17 protein-coding genes are annotated in these 17,392 nt (G+C 72.3%); 15 read left to right on the top strand and 2 right to left on the bottom strand.

Annotated elements, in window-relative coordinates:
* The first annotated feature begins 456 nt into the window (after window positions 1–456).
* The 12 genes from ACIGXW_RS14650 (at window position 457) to ACIGXW_RS14595 (ending at window position 12,679) form a co-directional block, all read left to right on the top strand.
* Complete coding sequence (locus ACIGXW_RS14650) at window positions 457–1,608, top strand: glycosyltransferase family 9 protein (RefSeq protein ID WP_399573244.1); 1,152 nt, start codon at window positions 457–459, stop codon at window positions 1,606–1,608.
* Entirely contained in the window at window positions 1,605–3,236 is a 1,632-nt protein-coding gene (locus ACIGXW_RS14645) for a carbamoyltransferase C-terminal domain-containing protein (protein WP_399573242.1), read from the top strand. Before ACIGXW_RS14650 ends, ACIGXW_RS14645 begins: the two co-directional genes overlap by 4 nt.
* On the top strand, window positions 3,233–3,505 hold the full coding sequence (locus tag ACIGXW_RS14640; protein ID WP_399573240.1) for a phosphopantetheine-binding protein: 273 nt from the start codon (window positions 3,233–3,235) through the stop codon (window positions 3,503–3,505). Before ACIGXW_RS14645 ends, ACIGXW_RS14640 begins: the two co-directional genes overlap by 4 nt.
* On the top strand, window positions 3,502–5,001 hold the full coding sequence (gene rfaE2 / locus ACIGXW_RS14635; RefSeq protein ID WP_399573238.1) for a D-glycero-beta-D-manno-heptose 1-phosphate adenylyltransferase: 1,500 nt from the start codon (window positions 3,502–3,504) through the stop codon (window positions 4,999–5,001). The genes ACIGXW_RS14640 and rfaE2 overlap by 4 nt, the downstream gene beginning before the upstream one ends.
* Window positions 4,998–6,281: a coproporphyrinogen-III oxidase family protein gene (locus ACIGXW_RS14630; protein WP_399573236.1), complete on the top strand. Its 1,284-nt coding sequence runs from the start codon at window positions 4,998–5,000 to the stop codon at window positions 6,279–6,281. The genes rfaE2 and ACIGXW_RS14630 overlap by 4 nt, the downstream gene beginning before the upstream one ends.
* A gap of 25 nt (window positions 6,282–6,306) precedes the next feature.
* The gene (locus ACIGXW_RS14625) at window positions 6,307–7,230 is read left to right on the top strand and encodes an aspartyl/asparaginyl beta-hydroxylase domain-containing protein (RefSeq protein WP_399573234.1); all 924 of its coding nucleotides are present in this window, start codon (window positions 6,307–6,309) and stop codon (window positions 7,228–7,230) included.
* Window positions 7,231–7,384: 154 nt separating this feature from the next.
* Entirely contained in the window at window positions 7,385–7,753 is a 369-nt protein-coding gene (ble, locus tag ACIGXW_RS14620; protein ID WP_399573232.1) for a BLMA family bleomycin binding protein, read from the top strand.
* A gap of 64 nt (window positions 7,754–7,817) precedes the next feature.
* Window positions 7,818–8,396, top strand: a complete 579-nt coding sequence (locus ACIGXW_RS14615) for an ankyrin repeat domain-containing protein (RefSeq protein ID WP_071967492.1) — start codon at window positions 7,818–7,820, stop codon at window positions 8,394–8,396.
* The gene (locus ACIGXW_RS14610; protein ID WP_399573230.1) at window positions 8,393–8,836 is read left to right on the top strand and encodes a DUF5990 family protein; all 444 of its coding nucleotides are present in this window, start codon (window positions 8,393–8,395) and stop codon (window positions 8,834–8,836) included. The genes ACIGXW_RS14615 and ACIGXW_RS14610 overlap by 4 nt, the downstream gene beginning before the upstream one ends.
* A gap of 4 nt (window positions 8,837–8,840) precedes the next feature.
* A complete protein-coding gene (locus ACIGXW_RS14605) occupies window positions 8,841–9,734 on the top strand; it encodes a GNAT family N-acetyltransferase (RefSeq protein ID WP_399573228.1) in 894 nt (297 codons plus the stop codon).
* Between the two features lie 144 nt (window positions 9,735–9,878).
* Window positions 9,879–10,859, top strand: a complete 981-nt coding sequence (locus ACIGXW_RS14600; RefSeq protein ID WP_079274645.1) for an arginine deiminase-related protein — start codon at window positions 9,879–9,881, stop codon at window positions 10,857–10,859.
* Window positions 10,856–12,679: an ABC transporter ATP-binding protein gene (locus tag ACIGXW_RS14595; protein WP_399573226.1), complete on the top strand. Its 1,824-nt coding sequence runs from the start codon at window positions 10,856–10,858 to the stop codon at window positions 12,677–12,679. The genes ACIGXW_RS14600 and ACIGXW_RS14595 overlap by 4 nt, the downstream gene beginning before the upstream one ends.
* 16 nt (window positions 12,680–12,695) lie before the next feature.
* On the opposite strand, the gene ACIGXW_RS14590 is transcribed toward ACIGXW_RS14595, so the two are convergent.
* Window positions 12,696–13,268 carry a YceI family protein gene (locus tag ACIGXW_RS14590; RefSeq protein ID WP_399573224.1) on the bottom strand — a complete coding sequence of 191 codons (573 nt, stop codon included), beginning with the start codon at window positions 13,266–13,268 and terminating at the stop codon, window positions 12,696–12,698.
* A 78-nt stretch (window positions 13,269–13,346) separates the two neighbouring features.
* Window positions 13,347–13,778, bottom strand: coding sequence for a GNAT family N-acetyltransferase (locus tag ACIGXW_RS14585; protein ID WP_399573222.1), 432 nt, complete (start codon window positions 13,776–13,778; stop codon window positions 13,347–13,349).
* 302 nt (window positions 13,779–14,080) lie between these two features.
* Between ACIGXW_RS14585 and ACIGXW_RS14580 the strand changes: the two genes are divergently transcribed.
* From ACIGXW_RS14580 to ACIGXW_RS14570, 3 genes are read left to right on the top strand one after another with little or no spacing between them, the layout of a single operon-like run.
* Window positions 14,081–14,794, top strand: a complete 714-nt coding sequence (locus tag ACIGXW_RS14580; RefSeq protein WP_399573220.1) for a gamma-glutamyl-gamma-aminobutyrate hydrolase family protein — start codon at window positions 14,081–14,083, stop codon at window positions 14,792–14,794.
* Complete coding sequence (locus tag ACIGXW_RS14575; RefSeq protein ID WP_399573218.1) at window positions 14,794–15,510, top strand: GNAT family N-acetyltransferase; 717 nt, start codon at window positions 14,794–14,796, stop codon at window positions 15,508–15,510. Before ACIGXW_RS14580 ends, ACIGXW_RS14575 begins: the two co-directional genes overlap by 1 nt.
* Window positions 15,511–15,557: 47 nt before the next feature.
* Complete coding sequence (locus tag ACIGXW_RS14570; RefSeq protein ID WP_399573216.1) at window positions 15,558–17,369, top strand: NAD(P)/FAD-dependent oxidoreductase; 1,812 nt, start codon at window positions 15,558–15,560, stop codon at window positions 17,367–17,369.
* Window positions 17,370–17,392 lie beyond the last annotated feature (23 nt).

Below are 17,392 nucleotides of genomic sequence, written 5' to 3'. Positions count from 1 at the left end.
GTCGACCGCCTGTGCGCCGAGGACCAGCCGGTCGAGATCACCCTGCGACCGGAACGCACCCCCGCGGCCCTGCGGCAGGCCATCGACCGGGGCTACGTCTTCGTACGCTTCACCGGCACCCGCGGCGGCACGGAACTGGGCGTACGCCTCGACACCGACGCGACCTGTCTCGACGGCGCCGACTTCACCGCCGGCACCGGACAGATCGACCTCACCGGCACGCTCACCCTCGACTTCGAGGCGGTGCGGTGCCGGGCCCGCATCGACCTCACCACGCTGGGCGGCCGGGGCCGCCTGGAGCGGGAGGGAGAGGCCTAGGCCCGCTCCGGGCCACCACTCGGCCCGTCCGGCGTTTGAGGACCGGGGTCCGGGGCGGAGCCCCGGTTACGGGAAGGGGCGGGGTGGGGGAAAGAGCCACCGGCCACGACCACGCCGACTGCACGGAAGGGAGGGACCATGGGCGGCCCGACGCCCCCTCACATCTGTTTCTTCGCCCGTCTGCACAAGCCCGGCCTGGGCGACCTCATCCAACGCAACATCGCCCTCGCCCTCATCCACCGCGCCCACCCCACCGCAGACGTCACCCTCGTCGTGGGCGAGGACCTCGCCACCCGCTTCGGCGACGCCCTCGCCCACCACACCTACGCCACCGACGTCCTGCCCTGCCCCGCACGGGGCGAGAGCGACCCCCGCTGGCCCGGCTTCCTGCGCACCCTGGCGCAACGCCGCTTCCGGCGCTGCGTCATCGACCCCGACAGCGTGGGCCTGCACGCCGGGCACGCCCGCGCCGCCGGGATACCCGAGCGCATCGGCCTGCCCCAGGGCCGGCCGGGCGACGAGCACCTCACCCGCCCCCTGCGGCTGCCGCCGCCCCTGTGGGGGCGACCCGACCTGTTCGAGTACGCCACGGCGCTGGCCGACGGCCTGGGCCTGCCCGGACCGTTGCGGCCCGGCGACGTGGTGCCCGAGCTGCCCCGCCGGAGGCCGCCGGCACCGCGGGCCCGCCCGGCCGGCACGGTGGTCGCGGTGCACCCCGGCGGCGCACCGCACTGGAACCGCCGGTGGCCGCAGGAGTACTACGCGCGGCTGTGCGCCCGTCTCGTGACCCGCGGCCCGGCCGCCGTGTGCCTGCTCGGCGAGGAATCCGAACGCGGCGACCTGGAGCTCCTGCGGGACACCGTCCTGCGTCAGGCGCCCGGGGCCGCCGCCCTCGTGCGCGTCGAGGCCGGCGCGGACCTCGGCCGCACCGTCGACCTGCTGGCCGACGCGGACCTGCTGGTCGGCAACGACTCCGCCCTGGCGCACATCGCCGCCGCCCTGCGCACCCCGACCGTCGTGCTCTACGGCCCGACCGGTACCGAGTTCCTGTGGACCAGGATCTACCCCCACCACCGCGGCGTGTCCCTGCGCCGGCCGTGCCAGAACCTGCTGCACGCCCCCGGCCGGCTCGCCGACCGGCGGTGCGAGCACGACTGCGTGGTCGCCTACAGGGGCCCCGCGGGCCCGTACCCGCGGTGTCTGACCGAGCTCCCGATGGAGAGGGTGTGGAGCGCGGTGACGGCCCAGCTGGCGAGCCCTCGCCCCGCGACGATCAGGAGTACCCCATGAGCGCCGACCGACCCCCGGTGCGGACGATCCTGTCCGTCAACTTCAACCACGACGGCTCCGCCGTGCTGCTGCGGGCGGGCCGGGTCGCCGGTTACGTCAACACCGAGCGTTTCTCCCGCATCAAGAAGCACCCCGGGCTGCGCGAGGAGGACCTCGACGAACTGCTCGACCAGGCCGGGGCCGAACTGGCCGACGTCGACCACGTCATGCTCTGCAACCTGCACAACATGGACTCGCCCGACGTGGCCCGGCTGCACGGCTCGGACCTCAAGGAGACCTGGCCGGAATTCTGGGTGAACCAGCGCAACGACGAGGTGAGCATCCGCGGCCGTCGCATCCCCTGCACCGTCAACCCCGACCACCACCTCATCCACGCCGCCACCGCCTACTACACCTCCCCCTTCGACTCGTCGATGGCCGTGGCCATCGACCCCACGGGCTGCCGCGCCTTCGCGGGCAAGGGCCACCGCCTGTACCCCCTGCGCCGCGACCTCGACGCGTGGTTCAACGCCAACATCGGCTACTGCTACGTCTCGGAGCTGATGTTCGGCTCCAGCATCATCGGGGCCGGCAAGGTCATGGGGCTCGCGCCCTACGGCAGGCCCGCGGACGGCGAACCCGAGGAGGAGCTGCCCGACACCGTCCACGACTTCGCCTCGCTCGCGGCCCTCGCCGACCGGCACCCGCGCCCCGTCGAGGTCGACGGACGGCAGCTCAACGCCACCCTCGCCCACTACATCCAGCTGGGCCTGGAGCGCCAGATGGCCGCGGTCTTCGCCGACCTCGGCCCCCTGTGCGCCCGCAACGGCATCGGGCGCAACATCTGCCTGTCCGGTGGTACCGCCCTCAACGCCATCGCCACCCAGCTCGCCTTCGAGGGCTCGCGGTTCGAGCGCATGCACTTCCACCCCGCCTGCGGGGACGACGGCACCGCGATCGGCGCGGCACTGTGGCACTGGCACCACGTGCTGGGCAACCCGCGCCGCCACCACGCCAACGCCGACCTGATGTACTCCGTCCGCCGCTACTCAGGGCACACCGTCCGGCGGGCCCTGGAGGCCCATGCCCGGGACCTGGTCGTGGAGGAGGTCGGCGACTACGTCGGCAAGGCCGCCGAACTGATCGCCGGCGGCGCCGTCATCGGGTGGTACGACGGCGCGAGCGAGGTCGGGCCGCGCGCGCTGGGCCACCGCAGCATCGTCGCCGACCCGCGCGACGCCTCCATGCGGGACCGGCTGAACTCCCGCATCAAGTTCCGCGAGCACTTCCGGCCCTTCGCCCCGTCCGTCCTCAACGAGCGCGCCGCCGAGTGGTTCGGGCTGTCCGACAGCCCCTTCATGCTGCGCGCGGCCCCCGTGCTCAAGCCCGGCGTGCCGGCCATCACCCACGTGGACGGCACCTCCAGGCTGCAGTCCGTGACCCGCGCGGACGCCCCCGCCTTCCACGACCTCATCCACGCCTTCGAGGACCGGACAGGGATACCGATGGTGCTCAACACCAGCCTGAACACCAAGGGCGAACCGATCGTGGAGACCCCGCAGGACGCCGTCCGCACCCTGCTGGCCTCCCGGCTCGACTATCTGGTGATGCCCGGACTCATCATCAGCGGCCGGGCGGCGCGCGCATGACCGGGCGCTGGAGCGGGCGGATCAGCCGCCACGTCCTGGAGCGCGAGATCACCGCGATCTGGGCCGAGACCCTCGGCCGGGACGACGTCGGACCGCACGAGAGCTTCGTGGAGCTGGGCGGCGACTCCATCCACGCCATGAAGATCATCAGCCGGGTGGAGGACCTCATCGACGCCGAACTGTCCATCCGGGTCCTCCTGGAGACCCGGACCGTGGCCGGCATGACGGACCACGTCGACCGGATGCTGGCAGAGGAGCGGGCCACGTGAACACCGACCTGCCCGGTCTGCTCGACCGGATCGCCGGCCAGCGTGTCCTGGTCATCGGCGACGCCATCCTCGACACCTACGTGTGGGGCGCCACCTCGGGACTGTGCCGCGAGTCGCCCGTACCCGCCGTCAGCCTCACCTCCGTGCGCCACCAGTGCGGGGGAGCCGCCAACGTCGCCGTGAACCTGCGGGCGCTCGGGGCGGAGCCCGTACTGCTGTCCGCGGTGGGCGAGGACGCGGCCGGACACCGGCTGCGCGAGGCCCTGCGCGCGGAAGGCGTCGCCACCGACGGGGTGACGGCCCACCCCGCCCGCACCACCGTGACCAAACGCCGGGTCATGGCCGACGGGCAGATGCTGCTGCGCCTCGACGAGGGCGCCGAACAGCCCCTGACCACGGCCGACGGAAGCCTGACCGCACTGACCGCGGCCGCCGACGGCCTCCTGGAAACCGTCGACGCCGTGATCGTCTCCGACTACGGCTACGGTGTGTGCGGGCCGGAGACGACGGCCTGGCTCGCCACGCACCGCGACCGCTGCCCGCCGGCCCTCGTGGTGGACTCCCGGCGGCCCGCCCGCTTCGCCGCCCTGCGGGCCGGCGCCGTCAAACCCAACTACGACGAGGCCCTGCGGCTCCTCGACGACCCGGGCCCCCCGCCCGGCCCGGCCCGCGCCGACCGGCTCGCCCTCCTCGGCGACAAGCTGCTGCGCCTGACCGGAGCCGACCGCGTCGCCCTCACCCTGGACGCCGACGGATCGATGCTCTTCGAGCGCCACCGGCCCCCGCTGCGCACCTACGCACGCGGCGACCGGGCGACGACGAGCACGACCGTCGGCGCGGGCGACACCTTCACCGCGGGCCTCACCCTCGCCCTCGCGGCGGGCGCGGACTCCTCGGCCGCGGCGGAACTGGCGGCCGCCGCCGCGAGCACGGTCGTCGGCACCCCCGGCACCAGCAGGTGCGACGCGGGGGAGCTGCGCCGCCTCTTCGGCGGCACCGGCAAGGTCCGGCCCACCGGATCCCTGCCCGACTGGCTGCTCGACGCGGCCGGGCGCGGCCGCCGGGTCGTCTTCACCAACGGCTGCTTCGACCTCCTGCACGGCGGCCACGTCTCGTGCCTGAGCCGGGCGAAGGAACTGGGCGACCTGCTGGTGGTCGGCGTCAACTCCGACGCCGGCGTGCGCCGCCTCAAAGGAGCCCAGCGACCGGTGATCCCGCTGGCCGAACGCATGCGGGTGCTCGCCGCGCTGAGCTGCGTGGACCTCGTCGTGCCCTTCGACGAGGACAGCCCCGTCGCGCTCATCGAGGCCCTGCGCCCCGAGGTGTACGTCAAGGGCGGCGACTACACCCGTACGACCCTGCCCGAAGCGCCCCTGGTGGAACGCCTCGGCGGCACCGTCCACCTGATGCCCACCGTCGCCGACACCTCGACGACCGACATCATCAAGCGCATCCACGCCATGTCACCGCCCGGCGGCGAGGGAGGGACCCGATGAAAGCGACGGGCACCGCGATGGGACCGCGCCCGCTCCTCGACGCCATCGCCGAAGCACTGGGCGCGGAACGCGAACCCGCACTCGCCCTCTACGTCCACGTGCCGTTCTGCTCCTCGAAGTGCCACTTCTGCGACTGGGTCACCGACATCCCCGTCAGCAGACTCCGCAGCACCGGCGAGGAACGCTCCCCCTACGTCAGGGCCCTGTGCGACCAGATCCGCTTCTACGGCCCCCAGCTGACCAGGCTCGGCTACCGCCCCGAGGTCATGTACTGGGGCGGCGGCACCCCCACCCGGCTCACCGGGGCGGAGATGACGGCCGTCCACCGGGCCCTGGACGAGGCGTTCGACCTGTCCGGGCTGCGGCAGTGGTCGGTGGAGACCACCCCCAACGACCTCGACCCCGCCACCCTCGACGTCATGCGCGGCCTCGGGGTCTCCCGGGTCAGCGTCGGCGTGCAGTCCCTCAACCCGTACCAGCTGCGCAAGGCCGGCCGGGCCCACTCCAGGGAACAGGCCCTGGCGGCCCTGCCGATGCTGCGCCGGGCCGGCATCGACGAGTTCAACGTGGACCTGATCTCCAGCTTCCCCGGCGAGGCCAGGGAGTCCTTCGAGGAGACCCTGCGGACCGTCCTCGCGCTCGACCCGCCGCACGTGTCGGTCTACCCCTACCGCGCCACCCCCAGGACCGTCATGGCGATGCAGCTCGACCGCGAGTTCACCGAGGCCCGGGACCGGCACAGCATGATCGACGACTACGAGCTGGCCATGGAGGTGCTGGGCGGGGCCGGCTACCACGAGTACTGCCACGGCTATTGGGTGCGCGACGCCCGCCACGAGGACCAGGACGGCAACTACAAGTACGACCTCGCCGGCGACAAGATCGGCTTCGGCAGCGGCGCCGAATCCATCATCGGCCACCACCTGCTGTGGAACGAGAACGGCAAGTACGCCCAGTACCTGCTCGCACCCCGGGACTTCACGCACGCCCACCGCTTCACCACCGACGAACCGGACCGGCTGACGGCCCCCATCGGCGGCGCCCTGATGACCAGGGAGGGAGTCGACTTCGCCCGCTTCCGCAGGCTGACCGGACTGGACTTCGCGGACGTACGGCGGACCCCCTACGTCACCCGCTGGTTCGACCTCCTCGAACGCTGCGGCGGCCGGTTCGTCGAGACCCCCCACAGCCTCCGCCTGGAGAAGTCCTCCATCCACCGCGCCTACATCACCCACCTCGCCCACACCATGGCCCATGGCCTGGCGCCCGAACGCGCCTGAGGCGCCCGGCCGAGAGGACTCGCCCATGACCCACGCCGCCCCCCGCAGGTCCCAGGACGTGCGCACCCGCTACGCCGAGCTCATCAACGCCCTGCAGGCGGAGGGCGATCACGACGCGGCGCGCCGCTGCGCCGCGCTCGCCGTGGAACAGGGGGTGTGGCGCCACCCCGCGCAGCGCCCCGTGCACTACCTCCCCTCGATCCCCCCGCGACCGGTGTACGACCCGTCCGCGTTCTGGTTCACCGCCCATCTCCGGGAGAACCACGCGGCGATGCGCGCGGAGCTGGACGCGGTCACCGATCCCGCGGGCCAGGGCTTCCTGCCGGTCGAGGAGCCGCTGCTGGGCAAGGGCCGGTGGGAGCAGGTCACCTTCTACGAGGCGGGGCACCGCTTCGACGACGCCTGCGACCGGTTCCCGGTCACGGCCGCGGTGATCGAAGGCATCCCCGAGGCCTCGCACGCGGGCAGCGGCGTCGCCACCCTCTCCTGGCTCCATCCGGGTACGCACATCGTGCCGCACTGCGGTGGCACCAATGCCCGGCTGCGGGTGCACCTGGGGCTGAAGGTGCCTGAGGGGCCCGCCATGCGGGTCGGGGAGGAGTGGCTGCGCTGGGAGGAGGGCGGCTGCCTCGTCTTCGACGACTCCTTCGAACACGAGGTCCGGCACGAGGGGACCGAGCCCCGTGTCGTGCTGCTCCTGGACGTCACGCACCCCGCCCTCGACGTGCACACCCGGGACGCGATCCTGGCGGACCGCGCCTCCTTCGAGGAGCGCGTCGTCGGATTCATGAACCGGCAGGGCATCGGCCGGGTGGAAATCGGCGACTACCCCGACGACACGGTCCGGCTCTTCGCGGACCAGCGCACCACCGGCCTGATCCACCGTCATCTGCGTGAAGTCGGCGCGTCCGCAGTCGAGTTGCGTGACGGCCGCTTATGCTACGATTAAAAAATTCTCCACACATTACCAGAGCTTGACCTTTCCGGTCCGTGCGCGCGCATTCCCGGCACGGAGTGTGCGGGCACCGGAGAAGCTTGAATTCCTGATAAGTGGAAGTCGATTTACCACCAGCACGACAGAGAAATTCCGAAAGGGATCCGTCATGGTGAAATTCACGGGTGCCATCCCGGTCCTGACCGCCGTCGACGTACCGGCCGGCGTCGCCTTCTGGGTCGGCACGCTGGGTTTCGAAGAGGACTTCGCCGACGACGGCTTCGCGGGCATCCACCACGGCGACGTACAGCTCTTCATCAGCCGGACGGAACACCAGCTCGTCGCGGACAACACCTCCGCGTGGGTGGAGGTCCTGGGCCTCGACGAACTGCACGCGCAGTGGTCGCGGGTGCTCTCCACCGACTACGCGGACGCCTCGGGCCCGGCCATGACCGCGGTGACGGACACCCCTTGGGGGCGTGAGTTCGCGGTGCGCGACCCGGCCGGGAACTGCGTCCACTTCGCCGCCGAGCACTGAGCGACGAGCCGAGCCCCCCGCACCCGCCCGGACGACACCGGAGAAGAGACGGAGAGGAACAGGCATGGGAGACAGCGCGACGGCCCCGGCGCTCGTCGAAGCGGCCAGGAACGGCGACCTGGCGGCCCTCCACGCGGCACTCGCCGCCGGAGCGGACCTGACCGCCAGGGACGATGACGACTGGAGCGCCCTGGACCGGGCGGCCGGCCGGGGCGACGTCGCGGCCGTACGCGCCCTCCTGGCGGCCGGGGCGGACCCCGGCGCCGTGGGGCGCGAGGCGCGCACCCCCTACGAGATCGCCCTGGCCGCCGGCCACCTCGACGCGGCGCGGGAACTGCGCGCCGCCGAGGACGCCGCGAGCGGCCCCGCGGCGGCGCCGCGGCGCACCTGGGAACCGTACTGCCGCGCCTACCCGGTGGCGGAGCTCGCCCGCTACCCGCGGTGGGAGGAGCGGGGGGAGAGCGACGAGGAGGAGGACGGCGCGGCGTCCACGGTGTTCTACCTCCACCACGACCTCATCGTCACCCGCTCCATCTGGCACGGAGAAGACGTGGTGTTCGACGCGGTGACACCCGAGTGGGAGCGGTTCTGCCGCGACGACCTCGCCTTCGCCGCCCCCGACGACTTCGACCTGGTCCCATGACGACGGCCGGCCACGACAGGACCCTCCGCGTCCTCCTCACCTGCCCCGCACCCGCCTGCGACACCGGGAACCCCGGGGACGTCGGGCTGCAGGACAAGTCCGGGGCACTGCTGCCCGGCCGGGTACTGCCCGACGCGACGACGCGCTACGAAGTCGACGTGAAGCTCCGCCCGGTGAGCGCCGGCAAGGGAGCCGATGCCCAGGGCGGAGCCCTCGACTTCGCCGGCCCGTTCGTCCACGGAACACGCGGCGAGCGCTTCCTGTACCTGAGCAGACGCGACCCGGACGGCCCGGGCTGGGCCCGCCGCTGCAAGGTCATGCTGCCGGGGACCGCACCCGCCGACGCCGACAGCCTCTGCGCCACCCTGACCGACACGAGCACCAGCCGCGCCCGGCTCTCCCCGGACGGCTGGACCGTGGGAAAGCCGCCCGGTGGCTGACGACATGCGAGCACACGACACGACGCTGCGCACGGCCCGGCTGGCCCTGACGCCGCTGGACCCCGCCGCCGACGCCGCGCCGCTGCACCGCGCGTACGGCGACGATGAAGTGATGCGCTGGTGGACCAGACCGGCCTGCGCCGACGTCGCCGACACCGAGCGCTACCTCGCCTCCTGCACCGGGCAGAGCGGCGCCCGGCTGTGGACGGTCAGGACGGCCGACGGCGAGGCCCTCGGCATGGCGGGCCTCCTGGGCGAGGTCGAGGTGCCGGGGCTGACCTGGCTGCTCCGCAAGGACGCCTGGGGCCGGGGCTACGCCACGGAAGCGGCGACGGCCGTGGTCGGCCACGCCCTCGGCGACCTCCGCCTCGACCGGGTCGAGGCCTGGGTCGAGGCCGCCAACCACCGCTCCCTGGCCGTGGCCGGGCGCGCGGGACTGAGCGAACGCGCCCGGCTCGCCCAGCACTACGCCCACCGCGCCGGCCCCCACGAGGTCGTCGTCCTCGGCAGGCCGCGCGAGGACGAGCCGGCCACGCCCCTGTGCGTCATCGCCGAACTGCCGGTGCGGGACGTCGCGGCCACCCTCGCCCTGCTGGGCGCCGCGCTCGGTGCCCGTACGGGCTTCGTCATCGGCGATCCGCCGGAGTTCGCCGAACTCGCCCTGACACCGTGGAGCGGCGGCCCCCGGTTCCGGCTCGCGGCCGTCGGCCGCCGGCAGCGGGTGAGCCCGGTGCGGCTCCAGATCGACGTCGCCACCGCGGCCGGCCCCCTGCACCGCAGGGCCGTCGACGCCGGAGCCCGCGTCGACGGTCAGCCGGAACGCCGGCCCTGGGGCCGGACGGAATTCGTCATCACGCTCCACGAGGGCCACGAGCTGACCGTCTCCGTCCCCGCCTGAGCGACGGCACCATCCCCCCGCCCGCGCGGGGCGTTCTCCGACCCGTACCGACCGAGGATCCGTGCGCCGCGATCCGGTTCCCGCACGGAACCGGCCTGCCCGGCGGCCATCAACCGTCCACGTGCCGACCAAGGAGACACACCCATGTCCAACGCGGCCCGTCCGGCCGAAACGTCCGGCGAACCCTGGGAGCGGCTCAGCGACCACCCCGCCAACCCCAGCCAGCTGGGGCGGCCGGCCTTCCTGATGAACCCGCCGTTCTCCTACTCCTGCGAAGTCGCCAACAACGTCTGGATGGAGGACCTGACCGACGAGGAACGGACACCGGACGCGCAACGCGCCTTCGTGCAGTTCTTCGACCTCTACAACTACGTGGCCTCCGAAGCCCTGGTGACCCTCCTGCCGACGCCACGGACCACCGGGCTCCAGGACCTCGTCTTCACGGCGAACCTCGGCATCGTGCTCGAGCACACCGAGGACCGGAACACCGTCGTCGTCTCCCGCTTCACCTCACCGCCCCGGCAGGCGGAGACCCCCGTGGGCCGGGACTTCTTCCGGGCCATGGGCTACGACACCCACATACCCCAGGCGCGCTTCGAGGGGGAGGCGGAGCTGAAGTACCTCCGGGGAAACGTTTATGTGGGCGGCTACGGCCAGCGCTCCGACGCCGAGGCGTACACCTGGATGGAACGGACCTTCGACATGCAGGTCGTCAAGCTCCGGATGACCGACCCCCGCATGTACCACCTGGACTGCACCGTCTTCCCCCTCACCCCGGAACAGACGCTGGTGTGCACCTCGCTCTACGACCAGGCGGAGATCCGCGAGCTCGAGAAGCACACGGAGATCATCGACGTCGACGAGGACGACGCCTACACCGGCATCTGCAACTCCGTGCGCCTCAACAACGTCATCCTCAACTCCTCGCACATCCACGACCTCAAGGCGGGCACGGAGGAGTACGACAGCGAAGTGCGCAAGAACCGGAGACTGGAGGACGTCGCCTCCCGGCTCGCCTTCGAGGTCTCCTACTTCAACCTGTCCGAGTACCACAAGGGCGGCGCCCTGCTGTCGTGCATGATGATGCACCTCAACCGCTTCTCCTACGCCTTCCCCCTGCTGTGACGGGCCAGGAGGCGAGCGAGGCGGACGCGGAGCCCGCCGGGGCGCACGCGGCGGGCGGGCGGTGGCGGAACGCGGCCGTCCTGTGGTCGTTCGCCCGCCCGCACCGCCGCCTGCTCCTGCTGGGGCTGCTGCTCGGGCTGGGCACCACCCTGGCCCAGCTGGCCACCCCCCTGGTCACCAAGGACATCCTGGACGGGCTGGGGACGAAGGCCCCCGTCGGCCCGGCGATCACCCTTCTCGTCGGACTCCTGGTGGCCGGCACCGGCTGTGCGCTCATCCAGTGGGTCATGCTCGGCGGCCTCGCCGAACGCATCGTGCTGGAGGCCCGCAGCGCCATGGTCAGGCGCCTGCTGCGCGCCCGGGTCGGCGTCCTCGCCGGGCGCGCCGGCGGTGAACTCGTCACCAGCGTCACCTCCGACACCCTGCTGCTGCGCGAGGCGGCCGCGACGTCGGTCGTGGACCTCATCAACGCCGTCGTCCTGCTCACCGGCTCGCTGGTGCTCATGGGCGCCCTCGACTGGGTGCTGCTGGCCACCACGCTCGGCGCCCTCGCCGTCATCGGGCTGGTGATCGCCCTGCTGATGCCGCCGCTGGCGGCCGCCCAGCGCGAGGCCCAGGCCGCCGTCGGCCGCCTGGGCGGCGTCCTGGAAGGCTCCCTGCGCGCCATCCGCACGGTCAAGGCCGCCCGGGCCGAGGGCAGACAGTGCGACCGGGTGCTCGCCGAGGCCCGTGAATCGACCCGGCAGAGCATCAGGGCCGTCCGCTTCGAGGCCGTCGCGTGGACGGTGGCGGCCGGGGGCATCCACATCGCCATCCTGATCGTCCTCGCGCTGGGTGCGTGGCGGGTGACCGAGGGAGCGCTCCCCGTCTCCAGCCTCGTCGCCTTCCTCCTCTACGCGTTCCAGATCCTGGACCCGGTCAGCGGCCTGACCCGCACGGTCACCGAGCTCCAGTCGGGCATGGCCGCCTCGGCACGCATCCGCGAGCTGCAGCGCATGGAGGCGGAACCGCTCCGTCCGGCACCGGCGACGGCGCCCGCGCCCAGGACCGCGCCCGCCCCGCCGTCCGTCCCCGTCGTCGCCTTCCGCGAGGTGACGGCCCGTCACCGGCCCGACGGCCCGCCCGCCCTGGACGGCGTCACCTTCAGCGTCCCGCGCTGCGGGCACACCGCCATCGTCGGCCCGTCCGGGGCCGGCAAGACCACGGTCTTCTCCCTCATGCTGGGCTTCCTGCAGCCCCAGCGCGGCGAGCTCACCCTCGACGGCGTGCCGTACCCCCGTTGGCCCCTGGACGACGTCCGTGCCCGGATGGCCTACGTCGAACAGGACGCCCCCCTGCTCCCGGGATCACTGCGCGAGAACCTGCTCTGCCGCCACCCGGCGGCCGACGACGACACACTCTGGGCGGCCCTGCGCGCCGTGCGGCTCGAGGAGAGGGCGCGGGAGCTGCCGGACGGGCTCGACACGGTGCTCGCGGGGCCGACCATGTCCGGTGGCGAACGCCAGCGGATAGCCCTGGCGCGCGCCCTCGTCGGCGACCCGGAGATCCTCCTGCTCGACGAGGCCACCGCCCAGCTGGACGGCCTGACGGAGATCGCCGTCCGGGACGTCGTCCACCGGGTCGCGGAGCGCGGAGCCGTGCTCACCATCGCCCACCGGCTCTCCACCGTCACCGACGCCGACCAGATCATCGTCCTGGACCGCGGCCGCCTCCGCGCCCTGGGCACCCACGCCCAACTCCTCGGCGAGGACGGGCTCTACCGCGACCTCGTGGCCGCCCTGCGCATCGGCCCGGCGGCGACGGGCGGGCAGCCGGGCTGAGCCGCCGGCCGCCCGGTCACGCGGCCTGCCCGGCGGGCTCGAGGACGGCCTCGACATCCACCAGGACATCGATCATGTCACTGACCACCACCCCGCCCCGGTCCACCACGTCGTTCCAGCTCACGCCGTAGTCATGACGGTTCAGGCGTGCCTTGGCCGTGAACCCGGCGCGCCGCCTGGGCCCCCTGTCCTGCCCGTCCTCCCACCAGGGGGTGTCCCACTGCCCCAGGTACGACACCTCGAACGTCACGGGATGCGTGACCCCGCGTACGGTGAGATCGCCGGTGAGCTCGAAGCCGGTCGCGCTCACCCGGTGGACGCGCGAGGAGACGAACGTCCACGTCGGGTGGTTCTCGACGTCGAAGAAGTCGGCGCTGCGCAGGTGGGCGTCCCGCTCGGGCTGGCCGGTGTACACCTGGGTGGCGTCGATCACCGCCTCCACGTGGGCCTTCTCCGGCTCGTCGGGGTCGACCTCCACGGTCCCGCGCACGTTCTTGAACTGGCCGCGCACGTAGGTGACCATCATGTGTCTGGCGCAGAACTCCGCACCGGTGTGACCGGGCTCGAAGAACCACTTCGTCGTGGTCATGGCAGCTCCCTGGCGCTCGCCCCTTCAGCCAGCGTAGGACGGCGGCGGCCGGGATTCCTGCTGGAGGGGCCCGGGCGGCTACTGCTGCCCGTAGGCCATCCAGTTGCCCGGAGCGACCAGTGGCCGGAAGCCGATCTTCTCGTAGACGCCGTGGGCGTCCCCGGTGGACAGCAGGACGCGCTTGATGCCGAAGGGCGCGAGATGGTCGCGCACCCCCGTCACCAGCGCGGTGCCCAGCCCCTTGCCCCGGGCCCGGCGGTCGACGTAGACATCGCACAGCCAGGCGAACGTCGCGCGGTCCGTGACCACACGCGCATAGGCGACCTGGGCGCCCGACGCCTTCTCGTAGGCGCCGAAATTCAACGAGCCGGCCATCGCGCAGTCCTGCTTCTCGCGGGTGCGGCCCAGTGCCCAGTAGGCGTCGGTGGAGAGCCAGTGATGGACCAACGCGCCGTCCACGCGGGCCGGGTCGCTCGAGAACTCGTAGTCGTCGATCACGGAGGACGACATTGCCACCTCGTGAGAAGCCGTTCAACCGCACAGCCGCGGGGGTGCGGTGACGGGCGGACAAAGCAATGATCGAACAGTTGCGGCACCGTAGAACCTTCGCCTAGTGTGACAACTCGCTGCAAGATCACCTGATTTGAGAAGACATCTGCCGTACCGGAAGGGCCGCTGCGGAGCGGACCTCCGGAGCATGCCGGCAGGGCTCACTGTTCCAGGGGGATTCCAGATATGCGCACCACTTGGCAGGGGGGACGCCGGGGAGCCCTCTCCTTACGGCATCCGGCCTTCGTCTTCCTGCCGCGGTCATGACTCCGCGGATCGGCATCACGGCACGCTATCGCAAGGCCCTGCGCAGCTACTGCGTCCACGAGGGCTACGTCGACGAAGTCGTCCGGGCCGGAGGCCTTCCCGTCCTCGTCCCCTTCGGCGACGCGTCCCGGTGCGCGGACGTCCTGCGCTCCATCGACGGCCTCATGCTCACTGGAGGCGAGGACATGGACCCCTCGCGCTACGGCGGCGCCGGACGGCAGGACGGCTACGACTATTTCCCGGACCGCGACGACTTCGAGCTCGCCCTCGCCGGGATGGCCCTCGAAGCGGGCGTGCCGACGCTCGGCATCTGCCGCGGCTGCCAGATACTCCACGTCGTCGCGGGCCACACCCTGATCCCGCACGTACCCGACGTCCTGGGTGACCTCGTCGCCCACCGCACGTCGGTGACCGAGACGTCGGAGCACTTCGTCACGCTGACGGAGGGCAGCCGCGTCCGGGACGCCTACGCACAGCAGTCCATGCTCGTCACCTCCTACCACCACCAGGGCCTGGAGTTCGGCGAGGACACGGACGCGCGCTGGCGGGTGACCGCCCGTGCCGACGACTCGCTCGTCGAGGCGATCGAGTACACCGGCGACTGCTGGGCCGTCGGCGTGCTGTGGCACCCCGAGCTGCCGGTGAAGGGCGGGAGCGAGGCGGGCGACCCGCTGATCTCCGCGTTCGTCGCCGCCGCGGGAGCGGCGTGATGTTCGCGGTCGAACGCCTGGGGCCGCAGGCCCTTGGACTCCTCCTCGACCTGCAGGAACGCATCCACTCCGGGCTTCCGGACCCGAGCGTGTTCCAGCGCAGCTCCGCCGAGTTCCTCTCCTACTGCCTGGCCGACGGCGGCCGCTGCTACGCCGTGCGGCACCGTGGCGACACGGTCGCCTACCGCATCGTCTACTTTCCGCGGGACCGTGAATTCAACCTGGCGAAGGACGTTCCGCTGCCCCCGCGGGAATACGCCCACGTCGCCCATTGGGACACGATCGCGGTCCTGCCCGAGTGGCGCGGGCACCGGCTGTCGGCCCTCATGAACACCCGGGCCCTGGCCGACCTCGAGGAGACGGGGATCCGGCACCTCTTCGCCACCAGCTCACCCCGGAACCCGCACGGGGTCCGGTCGCTGATCGGCGCGGGATTCCGCCCCGTCCGCCTCGTCGAGAAGTTCGGCGGAAACCTGCGGTTCCTGTTCTACCGGCCCTTCCCCGGCGGCTGGGACCCCGCACAGGACGACGCGGCGCACGGCACGCACGACGACACCGGCGCGAAGCTGCTCGCGCTGTCCGCCACTGGCGACCTCCGGGCCGCGTTCGCGAGCGGGTGGATCGGCACGGGGATCCACATGGGCGCCGCGACCGCGGCGAACGGCGGCGCGCCCCGCCTCCGGATGCGTCGCCGCTCTCTCCCCTTCGGCAACTGACCCTTCTCGTCGCACACCGCGTCAGCGGACAGGGAGCGCTCTCCACCATGAAAATTTTGCTGACCACCTCCGACCCGGACCTCGAGACCTCCGACTTCCTGCGGCCGGGAAACGTGGTCCACATACCGGGCCTCCACGGCGAGCCGGACGAGGAGCTGCTCGACGCCCTCATCCTCCACGGTGCCACGGCCCTGATCACCCCCCGCCGGCCGGACGACGCCATGCTCCGGCTGTGGTCCGAGAGCCTCAAGGGGCCGAAGTTCCTCGCCTACCCGGCCGCTCCCGCACAGCCGGCCGGCCCCGTGGCCTGCGCACCGGCCGGCATCAGCGAATACCGGCAGGACGGCACCGGCCTGGAGCCGACCGGCGACGCCTTACGCGCCTGCGAACAGTGGTTCACGCGCACCAGGACGCCGGCTCCGCTCCTCGTCGAGGGGCAGCGCGACGTCGTCCTGATCGGCGCCGGCATCGTCAACCTCATCACGGCCCTGCACCTGACGGACCACGGATTCCGGGTGACGATCGCCGACAGGTCACCCGCACCGGGCAGCGCCGACTGGCGGCGGTACGGCTGCACCCACGCGGGCGACGACGCACGGATGTTCACCCTCACGGAGATGGACAGCTACAACAACCGCGATCCGCACACCGGCGGCCCGGACTACTTCCGGGCGCCCGTGGAGAACGCGGGCTGGCTGGCCTCGGACCGGCACCCCGCCTCGCGCGAGGAGGCGGCGTGGATCGAGGAGTTCGAGAGGATCCCCTCCTGGCTGGCCCGCGCCTACAACGCCGACGTCTTCGCCTTCAACGCCGAATCCCACGACGGCTGGGAGCAGCTGCGCCACCGCCACCCCGGCCTGTTCGAGGACGTCGTCCTCGCGGACGGCATCCTGCGCCTGTACAGCGATCGCGCCCATCTCGAAGCGGCGGTGGCGCGCCACCACGCGATGGGCGTCGCCGTGCGCGAGCTCACCCCCGGCGGCATCGCCCGGGAGTACCCCGGCCTGGTCCAGCCGATGCGCACCGGCGTCCTGGTCGGCGGCTTCACCGTTCCGGGGTTCACCCTCAACGTCCACAAGTTCTCCGCCAGGATCGTCGAACACCTCAAGGGCCGGGGCGCCGCCTTCCTCTGGGACACCCCCGTCTCCGGGGTCCGGCGCGACGCCTCAGGGCGGATCGTCGCCTTCGACTGCCCGGTCCCGCTTCCCGCCGGCGCCCACGTCGTCGCCTCGCCCGGTGTCCACGGAAGGGCTCTTCTCGAGGGATCCCCGTGCGAAGGCAGGATCCACGGTGTCCTCGGCGGCTGGATACGGATGAGCAACGGGACCGTCCGCCTGAAGAACTCGCTCAAGGTGGCCCGTAAAGGACACGTCACCGAGGACGCGAACGTCACCGTCGCCGTGGACGCCGACGGCCGGGACATCCTGATCGTCGGATCAGGCTACGGCTACACCGGGGCCGACCCGGACGCCGTGGACGAGCGCCAGCTCGACGCGATGAAGCGCGGCATCCTCGACACCGTCGAACGGCTCTTCCCCGGCCACGAGCCCCTCACCGGCTCCTCGCACCCGGCGGAGAACTACGACTTCAAGTACTGCGTCCGGCCCTGGACGGCGACGTCCCTCGGCGTCTACCACGCCGAACGGACCGAGGACGGTGGGCTCTTCGTCGTCAACGGCGGCCACAACACCGGCGGCTTCGCCCAGGCGCCCGCCGTCGCGCACGCCGTTCTCGCCTCGCTCCGGGGGCAGCCGCACCCCATGCACCGGCTGTACCGCCCGGACCGCTTCACGGGATTCGCCGACGGGGACGCGGTGCCCGGCAGGCCCGAGAAGGAACCCGTCACGTCGGACAGCTGAGCGCCCTCCGTACGACTCGCGAC

Origin of the sequence: Streptomyces sp. NPDC053079, assembly GCF_044546695.1 — a bacterium.
GTDB lineage: Bacteria > Actinomycetota > Actinomycetes > Streptomycetales > Streptomycetaceae > Streptomyces.
Note: the sequence above shows the minus strand (reverse complement) of the source record. Positions and strands in the feature narration are given on the sequence as shown.